The sequence below is a fragment of the Allobosea sp. CRIB-10 genome (assembly GCF_900112185.1).
In the GTDB taxonomy this organism is placed as follows: domain Bacteria; phylum Pseudomonadota; class Alphaproteobacteria; order Rhizobiales; family Beijerinckiaceae; genus Allobosea.
The window spans coordinates 186,931-205,596 of the sequence record NZ_FOKP01000006.1 but is presented as its reverse complement, the minus strand read 5'-3'; the positions used below and the strand labels follow the sequence as shown (position 1 = coordinate 205,596).

Below are 18,666 nucleotides of genomic sequence, written 5' to 3'. Positions count from 1 at the left end.
ACCCTCACTGCGCGGTCCAGCCGCCATCGACCGGCAGGATGACGCCGGTGATCGACTTTGCCGCATCGGAAGCGAGGAAGACAGCGAGCGCCGCCACCTCCTCGCTGGTGACGAACTGCTTGGTCGGCTGGGCGTGCAAGAGCACGTCGTTGATGACCTGCTCCTTGGTCAGCCCGCGCGCCGCCATGGTCTCGGGAATCTGCTTCTCGACCAGCGGCGTCCAGACATAGCCCGGGCAGATCGCGTTGGCGGTGACGCCGAAGGTCGCCGCTTCCAGCGCGACCGTCTTGGTCAAGCCGGCGATGCCGTGCTTGGCCGCGACATAGGCCGATTTGAACGGCGAGGCGACCAGCGCATGCGCCGAGGCCGTGTTGATGATCCGGCCCCATTTGCGCTGCTTCATCCCCGGCAGCGCCGCGCGGATGGCATGGAAGGCAGCCGAGAGATTGATCGCGATGATCGCGTCCCATTTCTCGACCGGGAAGTCCTCGACCGGCGAGACGAACTGGATGCCGGCATTGTTGACGAGGATGTCGACGCCGCCGAACTCGGCTTCCGCCTCGGCGATCATCGCTGCGATTGCGCCGCCATGGGCCATGTCGGCCGGCGAATAGCGCGCCTTCACGCCGAAATCGGCCTCGATGCCGACTCGCTCCTGCTCGATCGCCTCCGGCGCGCCGAAGCCGTTGATGACGATGTTGGCGCCCTGCGCCGCATAGGCCCGGGCAATCGCGAGCCCGATGCCGGAGGTCGAGCCGGTGACGACGGCGGTCTTGCCCTTGAGCATGTGTGATCTCCAGCCGCGAGAACGCGACGCAAAACCGCGTCGCAAGGTCCATGCCGCTGAGGTGGAAGAGCAAGCTGACGGGGCGATGAAGCTTGTCTGACGGGCCGGTGACACCGATATCCAACATTGCCCGCGTCACATGCCTGTCACCGCCAGCCCCTCAGACATGGGCAAATCCAGCTCTCCCCTCACGATCGAGCGAACGGAATCTGCGCCATGAACGCCCCTTTTGCGCCGTCCTCCACCGACCGCTATCTCGGCTGGCGCCCCGAGCGCTGCGACCGCGTCGCGCTCGTGCTCCAGGGCGGCGGCGCGCTCGGCGCCTATCAGGCCGGCGTCTATCAGGCGCTCCACGAAGCTGACATCGAGCCGGACTGGGTGTCCGGCGTCTCGATCGGCGCGATCAACTCGGCGATCATCGCCGGCAATCCGCGCGAGCGCCGACTGGAGCGGCTCGAAGCCTTCTGGGATCGCATCACCGACCGCAAGGTCTGGTGGTTCACGCCCGAGGGTGACATCTTCCGTCAGGCGCGCAACGCGACCTCGTCCTTCCTGACGACCATGCTCGGCCAGCCCGGCTTCTTCGAGCCGCGCCCCACCAATGCCTGGCTGGCGCCAGCCGGCGCGAGCGACGCGACCAGCTTCTACGACACCTCGCCGCTGCGCCAGACCCTGCTCGAACTGGTCGATTTCGACCTGATCAACTCAAAGCAGGTCCATTTCTCGGTCGGCGCGGTCAACGCCCTCTCCGGCAACTTCGTCTATTTCGACAACACGCTGGAGGAGATCGCGCCCGAGCACGTCATGGCCTCGGGCGCCCTCCCGCCGGCCTTCCCGACCGTCCAGATCGGCACAGAGCACTACTGGGACGGCGGCATCGTCTCGAACACGCCGCTGTCGCATCTGCTCGCGCAGGACGACACGCTCAACTCGCTGATCTTCCAGGTCGACCTGTTCTCGTCACGCGGGCCGATGCCCAGGACGATGCAGGACGTGATGGGCCGGCACAAGGACATCATGTACTCCTCGCGCACCCGCATGGTCACCGACCTCTTCCAGACTCTGCAGGGCTGGAAGAAGAAGACCCATGAGGCTCTCAGCCACATCCCCGAGGATGCCCTGAGCGAGGATGACCGCAAGCTCCGCGACGAGCTCGCTTTGATCCCCGAGCACACCATCCTGCAACTGATCTACCAGCAGAAAACCTATGAGAGTCACGCCAAGGACCACGAGTTCTCGCGCACCTCGATGAAGGAGCACTGGCACTCCGGCTACGAGGACACCAAGCAGACGCTGACCCGCAAGGACTGGCTGGTGATCCCGCCTGACGGCGCCGGCATCTGGACCCACGACGTCCACCGCGATTTTGAGCGGCGCTGAACGTCACCGTTCCTGCGGCGGCACGTTGCGCAGCAGTTCGCTGCGCTCGCGCCGCTGCGCCTCGGTCCATTGCGAGTGATGGCGCTTGGTCGAGGCCGGGCGGTTGGCGAGGCCAAGGCCAAGCCCGCCCCAGTCGCCGACCGGCCGGATCGGCCGCTGCACGAAGCCGCCGCCGCAGCTCGGGCAGACGTTTTCGAGCAGCCGTTCGGCGCAATCGGCGCAATAAGTGCATTCATAGCTGCAGATCCGCGCCTCCAGCGAGGCCGGTGGCAGGTCGCAGTCACAGAGTTCGCAATTCGGCCGCAGCTCCAACATGGCGTCTTTCCCTCTCGTTGCGGGGACTGGATGCCATGAGGGGACGATGTCATAAATGACAAGATGACCTCGTTTCCTGCCATCCCTGTAACGGCGCCGATCCGCATCGTCATCATGCTCTTCCCGCGCACCAAGCTGCTCGACGTCACCGGCCCTCTGCAGGTCTTCAACGACGCGAAACGCGCCGACGGCAGCGCGGTCTATGAGATCATCCTGACCTCCGAGGACGGCGGCCCGGTCGAGACCGATGCCGGCGTGCCGCTGCCGAGCATCCCGCTCGCCGAGGCTGCGGCCAGGCCGATCGATACGCTGCTGGTCTCAGGCGGCCGCTCGGCACTGGAGGCGGCCGGCTCGGTGGCGCTGCTCGCCTTCCTGCGCGAGCAGAACGGCAAGACCCGCCGCCTCGGCTCGATCTGCCTCGGCGCCTTCATCCTCGCCGCCGCCGGCCTGCTCGACGGCTGCGAGGCGACGACGCATTGGGAATACGCCGAGCGCCTCGGCGCGACGCACCCGGCGACCACGGTCAGGCCGGACGCGATCTTCGTCAGCAATGGCCGGATCTGGACCTCGGCCGGCGTCTCCACCGGCATCGACATGGCGCTCGCCATGGTCGAGGAGGACCTGGGACGCAAGGCGGCGCTCGATCTGGCGCGCGACCTCGTGCTCTATCTCAAGCGTCCCGGCGGCCAGTCACAGTTCAGCGGCGAGTTGCAGCGCCAGTCGCGCGATGCCGCCGGCCGCTTCGAGGCTCTGCACGCCCATATGCGCGAGCATGCCGCCGGCGACCTTTCCGTACCCGAGCTTGCCCGGGTCATGGCGATGAGCCCGCGCCATTTCGCCCGGGTCTATGCGCAGGAAACCGGCGTCAGCCCGGCCAAGGCGGTCGAGGCGGTTCGGCTCGAACTCGCCAGCGACCTGCTTGAGGAAACGAATATCGGCATCCAGCAAATCGCGGTCCGCACCGGCTTCGGCGACGACGAGCGCCTGCGCCGCGCCTTCCTGCGCCGCTATGGCGTCGCGCCAGGGGAATATCGCGCGCGGTTCGGAAACGGACGAGCCGGTTAGCCTCGCCCCAGCCCCACCGGCACCGAATAGGAGCGCTTCACCCGCCCGAGCGCGAAGCTCGATTCGATCGAAGCCACATTGTCGAGCCGCGTCAGCTTGTCCTTGAGGAAGCGCTCATAGGCGGCAAGATCGCTGACGATGATGCGCAAGAGATAGTCACGCTGCCCGGTCATCAGGTAGCAGTCGGCGACCTCGGGCCAGCGCGAGACCGCCGCGGCGAAACGGTCGAGCTCCTCCTCGCGCTGGCGCTCCAGCTTGATCGAGGCGAAGACCGAGACGGGCAGGCCGAGCTTCTCCTGGTTCACGATGGCGACATAGCCCTCGATGATCCCGGCCTCCTCCAGCAGGCGCACCCGCCGCGCGCAGGGGCTCGGCGAGAGCCCGACCTTGCCGGCGAGTTCCTGCACGCTGATGCGCCCGTCGGCCTGCAGGGCCTGGACGATGCGGCGGTCGATCTCGTCGAGCTTGAACTCTGGCATTTTCCCTCGCCTCGCTGTGGGAGCTTAGCGGAAACCGCCAATTCCGTCAGCCGGCGAGGCGGTCTTTAGCTGCCTTCCCCAAGGCAATTGTGCATGATGTCTCGGCCCAAGGAGCACCGCGATGTCCGATCCCCGTCTGCCCATCCTCGCCGAGCTCGAGAAGAAGATCCTCTGGTTGGCGTCGTGGACGATCCACAACGCCAACCACATCCGCGCCAATGAGGACGGGATGAAGGTCGGCGGCCACCAGGCCTCCTCGGCCTCGCTGGCGACGATCATGACGGCGCTCTACATGGCCGCGCTGAAGCCGCAGGATCGGGTCGCGGTCAAGCCGCACGCCTCGCCGATCTTCCACGCCATCAACTATCTGATGGGCCTGCAGACGCAGGAGAAGCTCGAGAACTTCCGCGGCTACAAGGGCGCGCAGAGCTATCCCTCGCGCACCAAGGACATCGACGACGTCGATTTCTCGACCGGCTCGGTCGGCCTCGGCGTCGCCCAGACACTCTTCTCCTCTCTGGTCCAGGACTATGTGAAGGCGCATGGCTGGGGCGGGGATACGCCGGAAGGGCGTATGGTCGCCCTGATCGGCGATGCCGAGCTCGACGAGGGCAACATCTTCGAGGCCCTGATGGAGGGCTGGAAGCACGGCGTGCGCAACACCTGGTGGGTGATCGACTATAACCGTCAGTCGCTCGACGCCGTCGTCCGCGAGGGCCTCTACGACCGGATCGAGCAGATGTTCCGCGCCTTTGGCTGGGAGGTCGTCACGCTGAAATACGGCTCGCTGCAGCAGGCCGCGTTCAAGGAGAAGGGCGGCGAGCGGCTGAAGGCCTGGATCGATTCCTGCCCGAACCAGCTCTATTCGGCGCTGACCTTCCAGGGCGGCGCTGCCTGGCGCAAGCGCCTGATGGACGATCTTGGCGACCAGGGTCCGGTCACCAAGCTGATCGAGAAACGCTCCGACGCCGAGCTCTCGGCGCTGATGTGCAATCTCGGTGGCCACGATTTGCCTTCGCTGCTCGAAGCCTTCGAGGGTATCGACCACGACCGGCCGGTCTGCTTCCTCGCCTACACCGTCAAGGGCTTCGGCCTGCCGCTCGCCGGCCACAAGGACAACCATGCCGGCCTGATGACCAAGGAACAGATGGAAGGCTTCAAGGCCGCCAACAAGGTCCGGCCCGGCCATGAATGGGATCTGTTCGAAGGCCTGACGCTTCCGGAGAAGGAGATCCGCGCCTTTCTCGACAAGGTGCCGTTCTTCGCTAAGGGGCGCCGGCGCCATTCGGCCCCTGCTTTGCCCGTCCCGGCCAAGCTCGAAGCCGGCATCCAGGCGACGATGTCGACGCAGATGGGCTTCGGCAAGGTGCTCGACGAACTCGCCAAGCTCGGCGGCCCGCTCGCCGACCGCATCGTCACCACCGCGCCCGACGTTACCGTCTCGACCAATCTCGGCCCCTGGGTCAACCGGCGCGGCCTGTTCGCACGGGCTTCGATGGCCGATACCTTCAAGGACGAGCGCATCCCCTCGATGCAGAAATGGGAGTTCTCGCCGAAGGGCCAGCATATCGAGCTGGGCATTGCCGAGATGAACCTGTTCATCAACCTCTCGGCGCTCGGCCTGTCGCACTCGATCTTCGGCGAGCGGCTGATCCCGATCGGCACGCTCTACGATCCCTTCATCTCGCGCGGTCTCGATGCGCTGAACTATGCCTGCTACCAGGACGCCCGCTTCATGGTCGTCGCGACGCCGGCCGGCGTCACGCTGGCACCCGAAGGCGGCGCACACCAGTCGATCGCGACGCCGCTGATCGGCATGAGCCAGGACGGGCTCTGCGCCTTCGAGCCGGCCTTCGTCGACGAGCTCGCGGTGATGATGCGCTGGTCGTTCGAATACCTGCAGAAGGATGGCGAGGGCGATCCGGACGAGCGCACCTGGCTGCGCGACGAAACCGGCGGCTCGGTCTATCTCAGGCTCTCGACCCGCCAGGTCGAGCAGCCCAAGCGCGCCATGACCCCGGAGCTGGAGCGCGACATCATCGACGGCGCCTATTGGCTGCGCAAACCCGGCCCGAACGCCTCCGTCGTCATCGCTTATACCGGTGCCGTCGCGCCGGAAGCGATCGAGGCCGTCGGCTTGCTCGGCGAAGACCGCCGCGATGTCGGCCTGCTCGCCATCACCTCCGCCGACCGGCTCAACGCCGGCTGGCAGGCGGCCGAGCGGGCGCGCCAGCGCGGCAACCATGAGGCGACAAGCCATGTCGAGCGCCTGCTCGGCGATCTCCAGCGCGATTGCGGCATCGTCTCGGTGCTGGACGGCCATCCGGCGACTTTGGCCTGGCTCGGCAGCGTCCATGGCCATCGGCAGAAGGCGCTCGGCGTCGAGCATTTCGGCCAGACCGGCACGGTCGCCGATCTCTACCGCCATTTCGGCATCGACGCGAACGCGATCGTCCACGCGGCGAACGCCGCGGCGCCGGGCCGGCCTGTGCGATACCTGAAGGCACTGCCGTAGGGCGCGGCGGCGGCGTTACGCCTCGCCGGTGTAACGGCTGCGCAGATAGGCTTCGAGGTCGGCCTCGCGGCGCGGCGAGAGCAGGAACTGTCGCCACGCCGCGGTCTCATGCGAGACCGCCGTCATCTCCCAGATGCAGAAGGTCCCGCGATGAGCATGCGGCGCGTCGAACGGCGCGAACCCCATCATGCCCTCATCGATGAACTGCACGGTTTCCCAGAGCTCGTTGGTGCCGCGCCAGGTGCAGAGCAGCAGGAAATGGAAATGCTCGCCGCAGCGATGCAGGATGGCGAAGCCGACCTCGCCTTGCCGGCCGGCGGCAAAGCCTTCCGCCGCCTGCCGCGCCAGCGCGACGATCGGTGCCTCGATGCCGGCTTGGGCGATCTCGTACCATTTCAGCACGGACTGCGGCACGACGAGGTTGTCGCCAATTGCCACTACCTTCCGCTGGGCGCCCTGCCCTGCAGGCGCGTCCATCTCCACGATCCGCATCGCAACTCTCCCGCGCCGGCCAGGCTCTGAAATCGCGTGCCGAACACGATAGCGCGCCTGCTGCCAGCTGGAGTCGGCAGTGGTGTCGGGAGAAGCCTACGGTCGCTTGACCTTCACCCCAGCAATCAGCCAGGCGCCGGTCAGGAAGAACAGGATTAGTACCGCCAAACCCGCACGCTGGCTCGCGAAGATCGTCGTCGCCAGCGCGACCAGCGTCGGCCCGAGGAACGAGGTCACCTTCCCGGCCAGCGCGAAGAGGCCGAAGAACTCGCCGATCCTCGCCGGCGGCGCGATGCGCGCGAGCAGACTGCGCGACGACGCCTGCAAGGGCCCCGCGACGAGGCCGATCAGCAGGCCCAAGGCCAGATAGACCTTCTCCGGCAGCGAGGCGAAGAGGCCGTCACCCGGCGTTGCCGGCACAGCCTCGATCACGAAAGCGACCTGCCCGGGCCCGAGCGAGAGGATGCCGATACAGGCGAAGAGCAGGCAGGCGATGGCGCCGAGGATCACCGTCTTGCCGCCGATCGCATCGTCGAGCTTGCCGCCCGCCCAGGCGCCGAGCGTGCCGGTGATGGTCAGCAGGATGCCGAAGACGCCGAGCTCGATCGTCTGCCAGCCGAAGACACCGGCGCCATAGATGCCGCCGAAGGCGAAGAGCGCGACGAGCCCGTCCTGGTAGATCATATTGGCAAGGAGGAAGCGACCGAGCCCGGGCAGCGAGGGCAGTTCGGCGATCGTCGCCTTGAGATGCGAGAAACCGCCGGCGGCCGCCTGCTTCAACGGGATGCCGGTCCGCGGCGAATCCGGCGTCAGCAGGAACATCGGCGTGACGAAGATCACGAACCAGAGCGCGGTGAGCGGCCCCGAGAAGCGGTCGCCCTCGCGTGCCGTGGCGTCGAGCCCGAACAGCGGCGACAGGCCGACCAGCGTCTTGCCCGTATGCGGATCCGCGGCGAGGAAGCCGAGCGTCAGCGCCAGCGAGACCAGCCCGCCGAGATAACCGACAGCCCAGCCCGTGCCGGAGAGGCGTCCCAGCCGCTCCGGCGGCACCAGCCGCGTCATCATCGCATTGTTGAAGATCGTCGCGAATTCGGCGCCGATCGTGCCGATGACGAAGCCTGCGAGCGCGATCGGCACCGCCCAGGGCGATCCCGGCTTGGCGTACCAGAGCATCGCTGAGCCCGCGACCAGCATCGCGCCGAACACCGCGATCCACGGCTTGCGCGGCCCGGTCTTGTCGGCGATGCCGCCCAGCAGCGGCGAGAGCAATGCGATGGCGAGGCCGGCAAGGCCCGTCGCATAGCCCCAGAGCGCCTGTCCCTGCGCCGGATGGCTGGCCAGTGCCGAGGCGAAGAAGGGCGCGAAGACGAAGGTGGTCACCAGAGTGAAAAAGGGCTGCGCCGACCAATCGAAGAAGATCCAGGCGACGACCGAACGCTGCGGCGGATAAGTGACGGGCGGGCTCTCCGCACCGACGGGCTGAGACATCGCCGCGCTCAAAGAACCGAACCTTGATTGAAATAACGCCGATCGTCCCGGACAAGCCGCGCCAGCGGCGCCGATCCGGGACCGATGCCTGAACCTTCATCGGAAAGGCTCAGGCATGGGTCCCGGGTCTCCTTGCAGTCGCCCGGGACGACATGAATGGTGGAAGTCAGGATCACTGCAGCGTCGTGTCCGGATCGGAGCCGCCGCGCGCCAGCTCGATCTCGGTGATCGCGACCAGCACCTCGGCCCGGCTCTTCAGGCTGGGCGCCTCCAGCAGCGCCTGCTTCTCGCGCGGCCCGAACGGGCACATCATCGAGAGCGCATTGACCAGCGCCTCGTTCGGCGCCTCGTTGACGCCCTTCCAATCGATCTTGAGCTCGTTCGCCTTGGCGAAGCTGCGCAGCGCCTTGAGCAGTCCGGCACGGTCGACTTCGTCCTCGCCGGCACGCGCCTCAAAATCGACGAGGAAGTCGCCATAGGAGACACGGCCTTGGCGATAGGGCGTGGTGACCGAGAGCTCCTCCTCCAGCCGGAAGCGCGAGACCCCGGTCAGCGTGATGATGTAGCGGTCGTCGCCGGTCTCGGCGAACTGGGTGATCCGGCCGACGCAGCCGACCTGAAGCAGCCCCGGCACCTGCGGCTGGCGCCCGTTCTCCGGCTCGGGCTGGATCATGCCGATGACGCGGTGCGTGCGCAGCGCGTCATCGATCATGGAAAGATAGCGCGGCTCGAAGATATTGAGCGGCATCTGCCCGCGCGGCAGCAGCAGCGCGCCGGCAAGCGGGAAGAGCGGGATCACGGCCGGGCAGTCGTCCGGCCCGGAATAGACCGCGTTCATGCCCATCGGCGTGCGCTCCTCTCTCCTCACGAAAACAGCAGGCCCGACAGCTTGCGCCGTCCGGCGACGCTGTGCTCGTCCATCGGGCCCCAGGCCTCGAAGAACTGCAGCAGCTGCTTGCGGGCGCCGTCATCGTTCCATGTGCGATCGGCCTTGATGATCGCAATCAGATGATCGACCGCCTCCTCGCGCTTGTCGCGGGCGTTAAGCGCCAGAGCGAGGTCGAACCGCGCCTGATGGTCTTTCGGGTTGGCCGCGAGCTTCGCCTCGAGCTCGGCGGTGTCGCCGAGCGAGGCGGCCTGCTCGGCGAGTTCGACCGCGGCCCTGACCGCCGCCGCCGCCGGATCCTGCGCCTTCGCCTCCGGCACCATGGCAAGGAAGCCCTTTGCACTCTCGATGTCGCCGGCGTCGAGATGCAGGCGCGCCATGCCGGCGATCGCCGTGATGTTCTCGGGCTCGGCCGCCAGCACCTCGGCATAGAGCTCGCTCGCACCGGCGGCGTCGCCCGCCTCCAGCGCCTGCGCCGCCGCGGCCAGCACCTCCTCGACCGGCCCCGGCCCCATCGGCCCGACCAGGCGCTCGATGAAGGCCTTCACCTGGCTTTCCGGCTGCGCGCCCATGAAGCCATCGACCGGCTGGCCGCGCTGGAAGGCGATCACTGCCGGAATCGACTGGATGCCGAGCTGGCCGGGGATCGCCGGATGTTCATCGATGTTCATCTTGACCAGCTTGACCTTGCCGCCGGCCTCATTGACCACCTTCTCGATCACCGGGGTCAACTGCTTGCAGGGGCCGCACCACGGCGCCCAGAAATCGACCAGCACCGGCTGGTTCATCGATTCGGCGATGACGTCCTGGCGGAAGCCCTGCGTCGTCGTGTCCTTGATCAGCCCCTTGGCCGGGGCCGCATCGCCATTGACCAGCATGGCTCGTCCTTCACCTAGCAATCTGTCGGTACTGAAACCGGAAACCGGATGCCCGTCGCGGCGGGCCACCCCATAGATGGGTGGCTTCAGCCGTTCTGTCCATCGTCCGGTGGCGACGGAAGGTCAACGATCATCGGCTCATGTCCGACGGCGCGCAGGAAGGCGAGCATGTCGTCTTTGGAGATGCCGAGCGTCGCCGTGTTGACCAGCGGATGGAAGTTCAGGCGCTCGCCATCCATCAGGGCGGCATCGAGCACCATGGTGACGTCGCGGCCATGGTCGTTGGCCACGGCGAAGGCGGTGACCGATCCCGGCGTGACGCCGAGCTTCTCCATCAGCAGCTCGGCAGAGCCGAAGGACAAGCGCCCGCTGGCGCCGAGGCGCTCGTGCAGCCGCTTCAGGTCGATGCGCGTGCTCTCCAGCGCCGAGACCAGGAAGATCCGCCCCTTCTTGTCCTTCAGGAACAGGTTCTTGGTGTGGTGGCCGGGCACCTTGCCGCGTAGCTCCTTCGATTCGGCGACGGTGAAGACGGCGACATGGTCGATACGCTCGGTCTTGATGCCGAGCTCGTCGAGCCTGGCGATGAGATCGTCGGGAGAGAGCGGCGTGGGCATGGTCGGCCAGCAAGGAGAGGGAAACTGCGCGATGCCTAAGGCCGCAGGCCGGCGCAGGCAAGCGAAGCAAGATGAGAAAAAGGCGTCCCGGCCCGCCCTTCCCCGGCACAGCCTCCGCGATCATGCGTCGAACGGCTTGCGCAGGACCACGAGTTGCCGCGCAACTGCCGATTCTCGGCCGCGGCTGACCCGGCCAGGGCGATAGTGCTGGCCGCCCCCCGAGCTCCCCCTGAAATGACGCGGTTTTCCCGGCGGTTTTGCTGGGCTGTCACGTGACGATCAGAAAATTGCAACAAGGCGCTTGCGCTTCTCATCCGGTTGGGCAATAAACCGGCCGCGCCGCCAACGCGGCGCGACTGTCTCGGATGCGGGTGTAGCTCAGGGGTAGAGCACAACCTTGCCAAGGTTGGGGTCGAGGGTTCGAATCCCTTCGCCCGCTCCAGACAATCTCAACAACATCAAGCGCTTAGCAGACGCCCTTCGGGGCGTTTTCTGCTTCCCGGACCCCTCCGGCGCCGCCGGGGAAGCAGGGGGGAAGCAGCAGAAAGCACTTTTCGCGTTGTGCGGCGCAACAAAAAACTGGCTTGTCAGTTGGCAATTCAGGCGCAGCGCGGACGAGTCGGGCGCCTCTGAGAAGGCAATCACCCTTGATTCCGGCGGCGCTTTCAGCATCGATTTCGTGCTCCCCTCTTCGAACTGGCGCTCTTCCATTTAAGCACGGTTGCTTGAGCGCCGCCGCAAATTAAGCGAGCGACCTCCTGGCTGCATGGCGCCACCGCCTGTGGTGCGCAGGGTAGACGGCTCGCCTTTGTCGTTTTGTATCGCGGCGTTGCCCAACGAGGTTGCACGTGATCACAGGAGGCTTCATCGATCCGATCTAACGGCGACCGCACCGGCCACCATTGGCATCGTTAGCCACACGGCCACGGCTACGGCCAATGGCCAATTGTGGACAGTCCGAATGTCCGCTCCCCGGCGATTCAACACAGGATAGCTCAGACTGGAATTATCGTCGGATTGAACCGCCCCCCGCCGAGCTTCGAGAAATAGCGCATCCTCATGCCCGGAAAGTCAGCGCAGCACGCGGCGCAGGCCCGAGAGCCGGTCGATGACGACCATCACGACGATGGAGATCAGGATCAGCGAGCTCGCAAGCGCCGCACCGACCGCATCGTACTGGAACTTGATGTAGGAGAAGAGCTCGACCGGCAGCGGCGTCCAGCCCGCCGGCGCCAGGAAGACCGAGATCGGGAAGTCGTTCCAGGACAGGACGAAGTAGAGCACCAGGCTGGAGACCAGGCCGGTCTTGATCACGGGCAAGGTGATCGAGACCATGGTGCGGACCGGCCCCGCCCCGACATTGCGCGCGGCTTCCTCGAGCGAGAGATCGAAATTCTGCATGCTCGCCGTCAGGATGCGGACGGCGAAGGGCAGGACATGGATCGAATGCCCGATGACCAGCGCCGGGATGCCGGAGCCGAAGCCGAGCCGGGCGAAGAAGACGTAGAGCGCCAAGCTGAAGATCGTCGTCGGGATCAGCAGCGGCGACATGATCAGCAGGTTGAGCAGCGCCTTGCCGCGGAAGTCGTAACGGACCATCGCCAGCACGACCATGAAGGCGAGCGCGTTGGCGATCAGAGTCGCCGCCACGCCGAGCCACAGGCTGACCCCCATCGCCCGCACGAAGGTATCGGAGGTCCAGGCCTGGCGGAACCATTCCAGCGTGAAGCCGGACGGCGGCAGGATGAACTCCTGCGGATTCACCGAGACCATCAGGGTGATCAGGATCGGGAAGAACAGGAAGCCCATCGCCAGATAGGTAACGAGCCGCAGCGCCAGCGCACCCAGAGCATCGGCCCGAGAGATGGAATCCGCTCTTCGGGAAAACAGTGATGAATCGGGCCGCATCATCGCTTCGCCTCCAGCCGGTTGAGGATCAGCCTGCCGAACAGGAAGGCCATGCCGGTCAGGATCGTCGCATTGGCCAGGATCATGATCACCGACAGGCTCGACGCGAAGGGCAGGTCGTTGTTGAGCAGCGCCTCGCGATAGATGACGAGGCCGATCATCTGCGTGTCGTTGGCGCCGACCATCAGCGGCACCGCGAAGGCCGAGAAGTTCAGGGTGAAGACGATCACCAGGCCGGCATAGAGGCCGGGCAGCGTCAGCGGGAAGGTGATGCTCCAGAAGGCGCGCCAGCGATTGGCACCGACATTGCGGGCCGCCTCGACGAAGGAGGGATTGATCCGCTCGATCGAGTCCAGCAGCGAGAGCACGATGTAGGGCATGCCGATATAGACCAGGAGGATGATCACGCCCTTGAGGTCCCACATATAGCGGACCGGCTCGTCATAGACGCCGATCGCGATCATCAGCGAGTTCAGGAGGCCGCCGCCGCGAAAGATCACGATCCAGCCATAGACCAGGGTGACGAGGCCGATCAGCAGCGGCGCCAGCACCATCGTCATCAGGATGCTCTTCTGCAGGCCGCGCGTCTGGGCGATGTAGAGCGCGACGGGGTAGCCGAGCACGACCGAGATCGCGGTCGCGACGATGGCGACGCGGATCGAGAACCAGAGCGTGTTGACCAGGTACCAGGAGCTGCCGAGGAAACGGACATAATTGTCCATGGTCAGGGCGGAGACCATGTAGGCGCCGTCGACGCCTTGGTTGAAGCTGGTCCGCGCCACCCAGAGCAGCGGCATGACCACGAAGATCAGCAGCGCCACCATCGCCGGAGCGAGCAGGAGCGGAGCCGCCATCCCCTTCCTCACGGCCGGCCTCCCGCGCTGCGGATCAGCCTGAAGTCGCCGGGCTCGACGCCGATGCGGACGCCATCGCCGATCGCAGCCGCGCCTCCGGCATGATGCGTCTCGACATAGACGCTCTCGCCGCCCTCGAGCTGGACGGTGTAGCGGATCGTCGGGCCGTAATATTCGACGAAGCTGATCTTGCCGGGAAAGACGCTGGGGCCGTCCTGGCCCGGCGGATAGATCCGGATGCGTTCCGGGCGCAGCAGCACGCGCACCTGCTCGCCGACGGCCAACGATGTCGGTGCCGCCACATGCAGGTCGAGATTGCCGCGCGTGCGCACGGTCAGGACCCCGCCGGACGCCGCGGTGACCGTCCCGTCGAAGAAGTTCGTGGTGCCGACGAAATCGGCGACGAACTCCGACTGCGGATCGTCATAGACCTCGGCCGGGCGGGCGATGCGGGCGATCTTGCCGCGGTTCATGATCACGACCCTGTCGGACATCGACAGCGCCTCTTCCTGATCATGCGTGACGTAGAGCGTCGTCATCTTCAGGCGCGACTGCAATTGCTTCAGCTCGCGCCGCATCGCGACGCGCAGAGCGCGATCGAGATTGCTGAGCGGCTCGTCCATCAGCAGGAGCTGCGGCTAGAGCGCCAGCGCACGGGCCAGGGCGACGCGCTGCTGCTGGCCGCCGGAGAGCTGGCGCGGCAGGCGGTCCTCATAGCCGGACAGGCCGGTGACCCCGAGCGATTCCTCGATCTTGCGGGCGATGAAGGCCCGGTCGCGCTTGCGCAACTTGAGCCCGAAGGCGACATTCTCGGCCACCGTCATATGCGGCCAGAGCGCATAGTTCTGGAAGACGAAGCCGACCTCGCGCTTCTCCGGCGGCAGATACGTGACGTCGCGGCCATTGACCCGGATCGTGCCGTCGCTCGCCATGATGAAGCCGGCGATCATCCGCAGGGTCGTGGTCTTGCCGCAGCCGGAGGGGCCGAGCAGCGAGACGAACTCGCCATGGCCGACCTCGAAGGAGACGTCGTCCACCGCCATGACGTCGCCATAGCGCCTGCAGACGGAGTCGACCTGGACGGCTTTGTCCTGTGATGCGTTCATGTCATCCGCTTTGCCGGATCGAGGCGGCGCCGAGGCTTTGACCGGCGCGCCCGACGAGCGGGCGACGCCTTGCGAAGGGTGTGGCGCCTGCCCGCTCGTCCGGGAGGCGCTTGCGAGCGCGCTCATTTGCTCGTCATCTGGTTGAGCTGGTTTTGCCACTTGGCCTTGTTGGCCGTGATCTTCTCCTGATCGGGCAGGAACAGCCGCTTGAACTGCTCGTTCTGGACCAGCAGGTCCCGGTACTGGAAGTCGGCCGGGATCGGCGCGTTCTGCACGGTCGGAGCGTAGAGGTTGCGGGTCGCGAAGGCGATCTGGACCTCCGGGCTCAGCACATAGTCGACGAAAGCCTGCGCCTTGGCCGGTTCCTTGGCCGCCTTTATGATGTTGATCGTGCTGATCAGCGGGAAGGTGCCTTCGGCCGGGCGGGCGAACTTGACGATCTTGGCGCCCTTCTCCAGCAGCTCCTTCATCCGCCCGGTCGCTAGCATGCCGAGCCAGGCGTCCTGCGTCTGGAACAGCGAGACCATCTGGCTCTCGACGTCGAGCGAGCCGATCAGGTTGCCGCTCTTGATCAGCGCCGCCATCCTGTCGAGGCCGGGCTGGATATTGTCGATGCCGCCGCCGTTCCGCTCGGCCTGCTGCACGGTCAGGCTGAGCGTCGGGATGTGCTCGAAGCCGTAGATGACGACATGGTTCTTGTAGTCCGGCTTCCAGAGCTCGTCCGACACCGGTTCGCGTGAAGAAAATGCGATAAAACAAAGACCTAGAGCAATTTCGCGATTCGAAGAACTGGGGAAATGCTCCAGGCGCCAAGCCAACGGCGGTATCGGCGCATGCGAGATCCCATCGACGCCGGACTTTACGTCGACTCGCGCCACCAAGCTGCAATCGGTGAGCACGGTGCCGATATCTTCCAAACGCTGAGACGGCGCCTCAGGCGAACTGGCTGATATCGCGCTTGAGATAGATGCCATGGCCCTTCTGGGCTTCGATCCTGCCGTCGCGCGCCACGATCTGCCCGCGCACGAGGGTCATCACCGGCCAGCCGGTGATCCTCATGCCTTCATAGGGCGTGTAGTCGGAGCCGTCGTTCACCATCGCATGCGTCAGCGTCTGCTCGATCTGCGGATTCCAGATCGCGATGTCGGCGTCGGCGCCCACCGCGATCGTGCCCTTGCGCGGCGAGAGCCCGTACATCCTGGCGTGATTGGTCGCGGTCAGCGCGACGAAGCGGTTGATGTCGATCCGGCCCTTGATCACCCCTTCCGAGAACAGGATCGGCAGGCGCGCGCCGACGCCCGGAATGCCGTTGGGCACCCAGCGGAAGCTGGTCCGGCCCTTCGGTGCGAGCTTGCCCTGCGGGTCGTCATAGCGGAACGGGCAATGGTCCGAGGAGAACACCGAGAATACGCCCTGCTGCAGGCCTTCCCAGCAGGCTAGCTGGCTTTCGGCGTCACGCGGCGGCGGCGAGCAGACATATTTGGCGCCCTCCATGTTGAGCCCGTCGAGATCATCAGCGGTCAGCGTCAGATATTGCGGGCAGGTCTCCGCGAAGATCTTGAGACCCTTCTGCTGCGCCCGTCTGATCTCCTCCATCGCCTCGCGATTTGAGACATGCACCACCATCAGCGGAACATCCGACAATTCGGCCAAGGAGATCGCCCGGTAGGTCGCCTCCCGCTCCGCGATGATCGGGCGCGAAGTGGCATGGAAGCGGGGCGCCGTGCTGCCGGCCCGTTCGAGCTGGTCGGTCAGGTAGCGGATGACGTCGTAGTTCTCGGCATGGACCATGACGAGGGCGCGCGTATCGCGCGCCACGGCCATGACCCTGAGCATGTCGAGATCGCTGAGCGCCAGCCCCTCATAGGTCATGAAGACCTTGAAGGAGGTGTAGCCGTCGCGCACCAGCGCCGGCAGTTCCTGTCCCAGCACGCTCTCGGTCGGCTCGGAGATGATCAGGTGGAAGGCGACATCCGTATGGCAGGCACCTTCCGCCTTGGCGTGATAAGCCTTCACGCTCTCGCGCAGCGGAATGCCACTCTCCTGCGTGCAGAAGGGCAGGACGGTGGTGTTGCCGCCGAGCGCCGCCGAACGGGTCGCGCTCTCGAAATCATCGGCCATCACGATGCCTTCGCCGGAAGGCTGCGAGATATGCACATGGCTGTCGATCCCGCCGGGAAGCACCCATTTTCCTGCAGCGTCGATAACGGTGCCAGCGCTGCCGAGCGCCTCGCCCAGCGCGGTGATGCGGCCGTCCTTTATGCCGATATCGCAATGGAAGGTGTCCGACGCCGTTGAGATGCGGCCGCCGCGGATGATCGTGTCGAATTGGGTCATGCCGACCGGCTCCGCTTGCGGCTCTTGTGCGAGGGGCTGAACCGGCCGGTCGTAGCCAACGCCTGTGCCATCGCCTCACCGGTCAGCCGGTTGTGCTCTTCCAGGCGCTCGGCGAGATCGAGCCGGGTCCGGGCGCGCAGCGCAGCCATGATGCCTTCATGCTCGGCATAGGAGGCGGTCAGCCGATCTGAGAGCTCGTTGATGGTGAAACGGTAACGCCAGATCTTCTGCTGCACCGCCTCGTAGTTCTGCGCCAGCACCGGATTGCGCGTCGCCTGCGCGAGGCGCTGGTGGAAAGCGTAGTTGATCCGGGTATAGGCGGCGTGATCCTGCCGCTCCAGGGCATCGCCCAGATCGAGATGGAGCCTTTCGAGCTCGGCAATATCCGCTTCGCTGGCGCGCGAGGGTACGAGCAAACCGATCAGGCGCTCCAGGGCGCCCTTGAATTCGACGAGAGGCGCGACCTCCGTCGGATCGACCGGAGCGACCACCGCGCCCCGGTTCGGGCGCAGGATCACGAAGCCTTCGGCGGCCATGACCTTGAGCGCCTCGCGCAGCGGCGTGCGGGACACCCCGAAGCGCTCGCTGAGCGCGATTTCCGGAATCCGGCTGCCCTCGGGCAGTTCGCCTTCGAGGAAAAGCGCCCGTAGCCGGCTGACCAGACGATCGTGCAGGGTCGCGGGCGCTTCATCCAGCACAAACTCCTCAGTCGGAAGCACAGCGAATACCGGCACGACCTGCCTCACGTGGATGCGGGGAGCGGCGCAAGCCGGCTGGCGAACATCCTGCCGAACCTGCGCAGCGGCAACATATCCACCTCAGTGGCGTCGAGACACCCCCACAGCGTGAAGGCGACCGAATCCAGGATCGGGATGCCGAGCTCCTGCTCCAGTTCCGGCGCGATCAGCGGGCCCCGCATATTGGTGCAGACGATGGCTATGGCGTCCGGCTGCGCCGCGGCGACCTCGCGGCACATGGTGGCGATCTCGGCCTCCGGCACCTCCGCGAAGGAGAAATTGTCCGAGCGGCCGCTATGTCGCTCGGCGACGGTCTCGAAGCCCGCTGCGGCGTAATTGGCCATGATCTTCCGCTGCACGTCCGCGGTATAGGGCGTCACCAGCCCGAGGCGCCGCACGCCCATCGTCCCGAGCAGGCGATTGAGGCCGAGGATCGCGCTGGTCGCGGGAACGCCCGTTCGCTCCGTGATCGCGGCGCACAGCCTCTCGTCGCTGTCGAAGCCGAGCCAGCTCGCCGAGGTCCCGTTCCAGGCGATGACATCGGGACGCGCATCGGCGAGCAGCTCCGCCGCCTGCAGGATCGGTTCCAGCGTGAACTGGCTGTTCGAGGCCTCGTCCAGAGCGATCTTCGTCACCCGGAAGCGACTGAAATGGACGCTGACCCCTGGGAAAAGCGGCGCCGCGAGCGCCGCAGTGTAGGGCTCCAGCACCGTGTTCGACGAGGGGGTGAGCATCCCGATCAGAATCGGCTTCTTGTCATATTGCATGCAGAAATTGCCTATTGACCGGATCGCCTCAAGCTCTCGAATGCGAGCTGGGTGATTT

Annotated in this window: 19 protein-coding genes and 1 tRNA gene; 4 read left to right on the top strand and 16 right to left on the bottom strand. The window is 66.0% G+C overall.

All coding sequences use genetic code 11. From position 1 onward, the window contains the following. Positions 1-4: 4 nt before the first annotated feature. Entirely contained in the window at positions 5-787 is a 783-nt protein-coding gene (locus BMZ69_RS11040) for a 3-hydroxybutyrate dehydrogenase (protein ID WP_092156673.1), read from the bottom strand. 216 nt (positions 788-1,003) lie between these two features. Here BMZ69_RS11040 and BMZ69_RS11035 point away from each other — a divergent pair, with 216 nt between their 5' ends. Continuing rightward, positions 1,004-2,167 (top strand): patatin-like phospholipase family protein, encoded by a 1,164-nt coding sequence (locus tag BMZ69_RS11035; RefSeq protein WP_092156672.1) that lies wholly within the window; start codon positions 1,004-1,006, stop codon positions 2,165-2,167. A gap of 3 nt (positions 2,168-2,170) precedes the next feature. On the opposite strand, the gene BMZ69_RS11030 is transcribed toward BMZ69_RS11035, so the two are convergent. Beyond that, positions 2,171-2,482, bottom strand: a complete 312-nt coding sequence (locus tag BMZ69_RS11030) for a DUF1272 domain-containing protein (protein ID WP_092156671.1) — start codon at positions 2,480-2,482, stop codon at positions 2,171-2,173. A 63-nt stretch (positions 2,483-2,545) separates the two neighbouring features. Here BMZ69_RS11030 and BMZ69_RS11025 point away from each other — a divergent pair, with 63 nt between their 5' ends. After that, a complete protein-coding gene (locus BMZ69_RS11025; protein WP_210188012.1) occupies positions 2,546-3,547 on the top strand; it encodes a GlxA family transcriptional regulator in 1,002 nt (333 codons plus the stop codon). On the opposite strand, the gene BMZ69_RS11020 is transcribed toward BMZ69_RS11025, so the two are convergent. Then, on the bottom strand, positions 3,544-4,026 hold the full coding sequence (locus BMZ69_RS11020) for an Lrp/AsnC family transcriptional regulator (protein WP_092156670.1): 483 nt from the start codon (positions 4,024-4,026) through the stop codon (positions 3,544-3,546). The genes BMZ69_RS11025 and BMZ69_RS11020 overlap by 4 nt on opposite strands. Before the next feature lie 121 nt (positions 4,027-4,147). On the opposite strand from BMZ69_RS11020, the gene BMZ69_RS11015 reads away from it, so the two are divergent. Beyond that, on the top strand, positions 4,148-6,541 hold the full coding sequence (locus BMZ69_RS11015; RefSeq protein ID WP_092156669.1) for a transketolase-like TK C-terminal-containing protein: 2,394 nt from the start codon (positions 4,148-4,150) through the stop codon (positions 6,539-6,541). A 15-nt stretch (positions 6,542-6,556) separates the two neighbouring features. Here BMZ69_RS11015 and BMZ69_RS11010 read toward each other — a convergent pair whose 3' ends face one another. The 5 genes from BMZ69_RS11010 to BMZ69_RS10990 form a co-directional block, all read right to left on the bottom strand. Beyond that, a complete protein-coding gene (locus BMZ69_RS11010; protein ID WP_139219031.1) occupies positions 6,557-7,018 on the bottom strand; it encodes a hypothetical protein in 462 nt (153 codons plus the stop codon). A gap of 111 nt (positions 7,019-7,129) precedes the next feature. After that, on the bottom strand, positions 7,130-8,521 hold the full coding sequence (locus tag BMZ69_RS11005; protein ID WP_092156667.1) for an MFS transporter: 1,392 nt from the start codon (positions 8,519-8,521) through the stop codon (positions 7,130-7,132). Between the two features lie 172 nt (positions 8,522-8,693). Next, positions 8,694-9,365, bottom strand: a complete 672-nt coding sequence (locus BMZ69_RS11000) for an LON peptidase substrate-binding domain-containing protein (RefSeq protein WP_092156666.1) — start codon at positions 9,363-9,365, stop codon at positions 8,694-8,696. Positions 9,366-9,385: 20 nt separating this feature from the next. Beyond that, a complete protein-coding gene (trxA, locus tag BMZ69_RS10995; RefSeq protein ID WP_092156665.1) occupies positions 9,386-10,285 on the bottom strand; it encodes a thioredoxin in 900 nt (299 codons plus the stop codon). Between the two features lie 86 nt (positions 10,286-10,371). Continuing rightward, entirely contained in the window at positions 10,372-10,899 is a 528-nt protein-coding gene (locus tag BMZ69_RS10990) for a prolyl-tRNA synthetase associated domain-containing protein (protein ID WP_092156664.1), read from the bottom strand. Between the two features lie 367 nt (positions 10,900-11,266). On the opposite strand from BMZ69_RS10990, the gene BMZ69_RS10985 reads away from it, so the two are divergent. Next, positions 11,267-11,341 (top strand) — tRNA-Gly (locus BMZ69_RS10985). A 629-nt stretch (positions 11,342-11,970) separates the two neighbouring features. Here the strand turns inward: BMZ69_RS10985 and BMZ69_RS10980 are convergent. The 8 genes from BMZ69_RS10980 to BMZ69_RS10950 all read right to left on the bottom strand — a co-directional run bounded on the left by BMZ69_RS10980 (position 11,971) and on the right by BMZ69_RS10950 (position 18,608). Beyond that, positions 11,971-12,810, bottom strand: a complete 840-nt coding sequence (locus BMZ69_RS10980; protein WP_244543314.1) for an ABC transporter permease — start codon at positions 12,808-12,810, stop codon at positions 11,971-11,973. After that, complete coding sequence (locus BMZ69_RS10975; RefSeq protein ID WP_092156663.1) at positions 12,807-13,661, bottom strand: ABC transporter permease; 855 nt, start codon at positions 13,659-13,661, stop codon at positions 12,807-12,809. The genes BMZ69_RS10980 and BMZ69_RS10975 overlap by 4 nt, the downstream gene beginning before the upstream one ends. A gap of 8 nt (positions 13,662-13,669) precedes the next feature. Beyond that, positions 13,670-14,284, bottom strand: a complete 615-nt coding sequence (locus tag BMZ69_RS32100; protein ID WP_244543313.1) for an ABC transporter ATP-binding protein — start codon at positions 14,282-14,284, stop codon at positions 13,670-13,672. 15 nt (positions 14,285-14,299) lie between these two features. Further along, positions 14,300-14,767, bottom strand: a complete 468-nt coding sequence (locus tag BMZ69_RS32095; RefSeq protein WP_244543312.1) for an ABC transporter ATP-binding protein — start codon at positions 14,765-14,767, stop codon at positions 14,300-14,302. Between the two features lie 122 nt (positions 14,768-14,889). Continuing rightward, positions 14,890-15,495, bottom strand: a complete 606-nt coding sequence (locus tag BMZ69_RS10965; protein WP_244543311.1) for an extracellular solute-binding protein — start codon at positions 15,493-15,495, stop codon at positions 14,890-14,892. A 205-nt stretch (positions 15,496-15,700) separates the two neighbouring features. Next, complete coding sequence (gene hydA / locus BMZ69_RS10960) at positions 15,701-17,104, bottom strand: dihydropyrimidinase (protein WP_092156661.1); 1,404 nt, start codon at positions 17,102-17,104, stop codon at positions 15,701-15,703. Then, positions 17,101-17,802: a GntR family transcriptional regulator gene (locus BMZ69_RS10955; protein WP_092156707.1), complete on the bottom strand. Its 702-nt coding sequence runs from the start codon at positions 17,800-17,802 to the stop codon at positions 17,101-17,103. Before BMZ69_RS10955 ends, hydA begins: the two co-directional genes overlap by 4 nt. Positions 17,803-17,846: 44 nt before the next feature. Beyond that, positions 17,847-18,608, bottom strand: a complete 762-nt coding sequence (locus BMZ69_RS10950; RefSeq protein ID WP_092156660.1) for a maleate cis-trans isomerase family protein — start codon at positions 18,606-18,608, stop codon at positions 17,847-17,849. Positions 18,609-18,666: the final 58 nt, after the last annotated feature.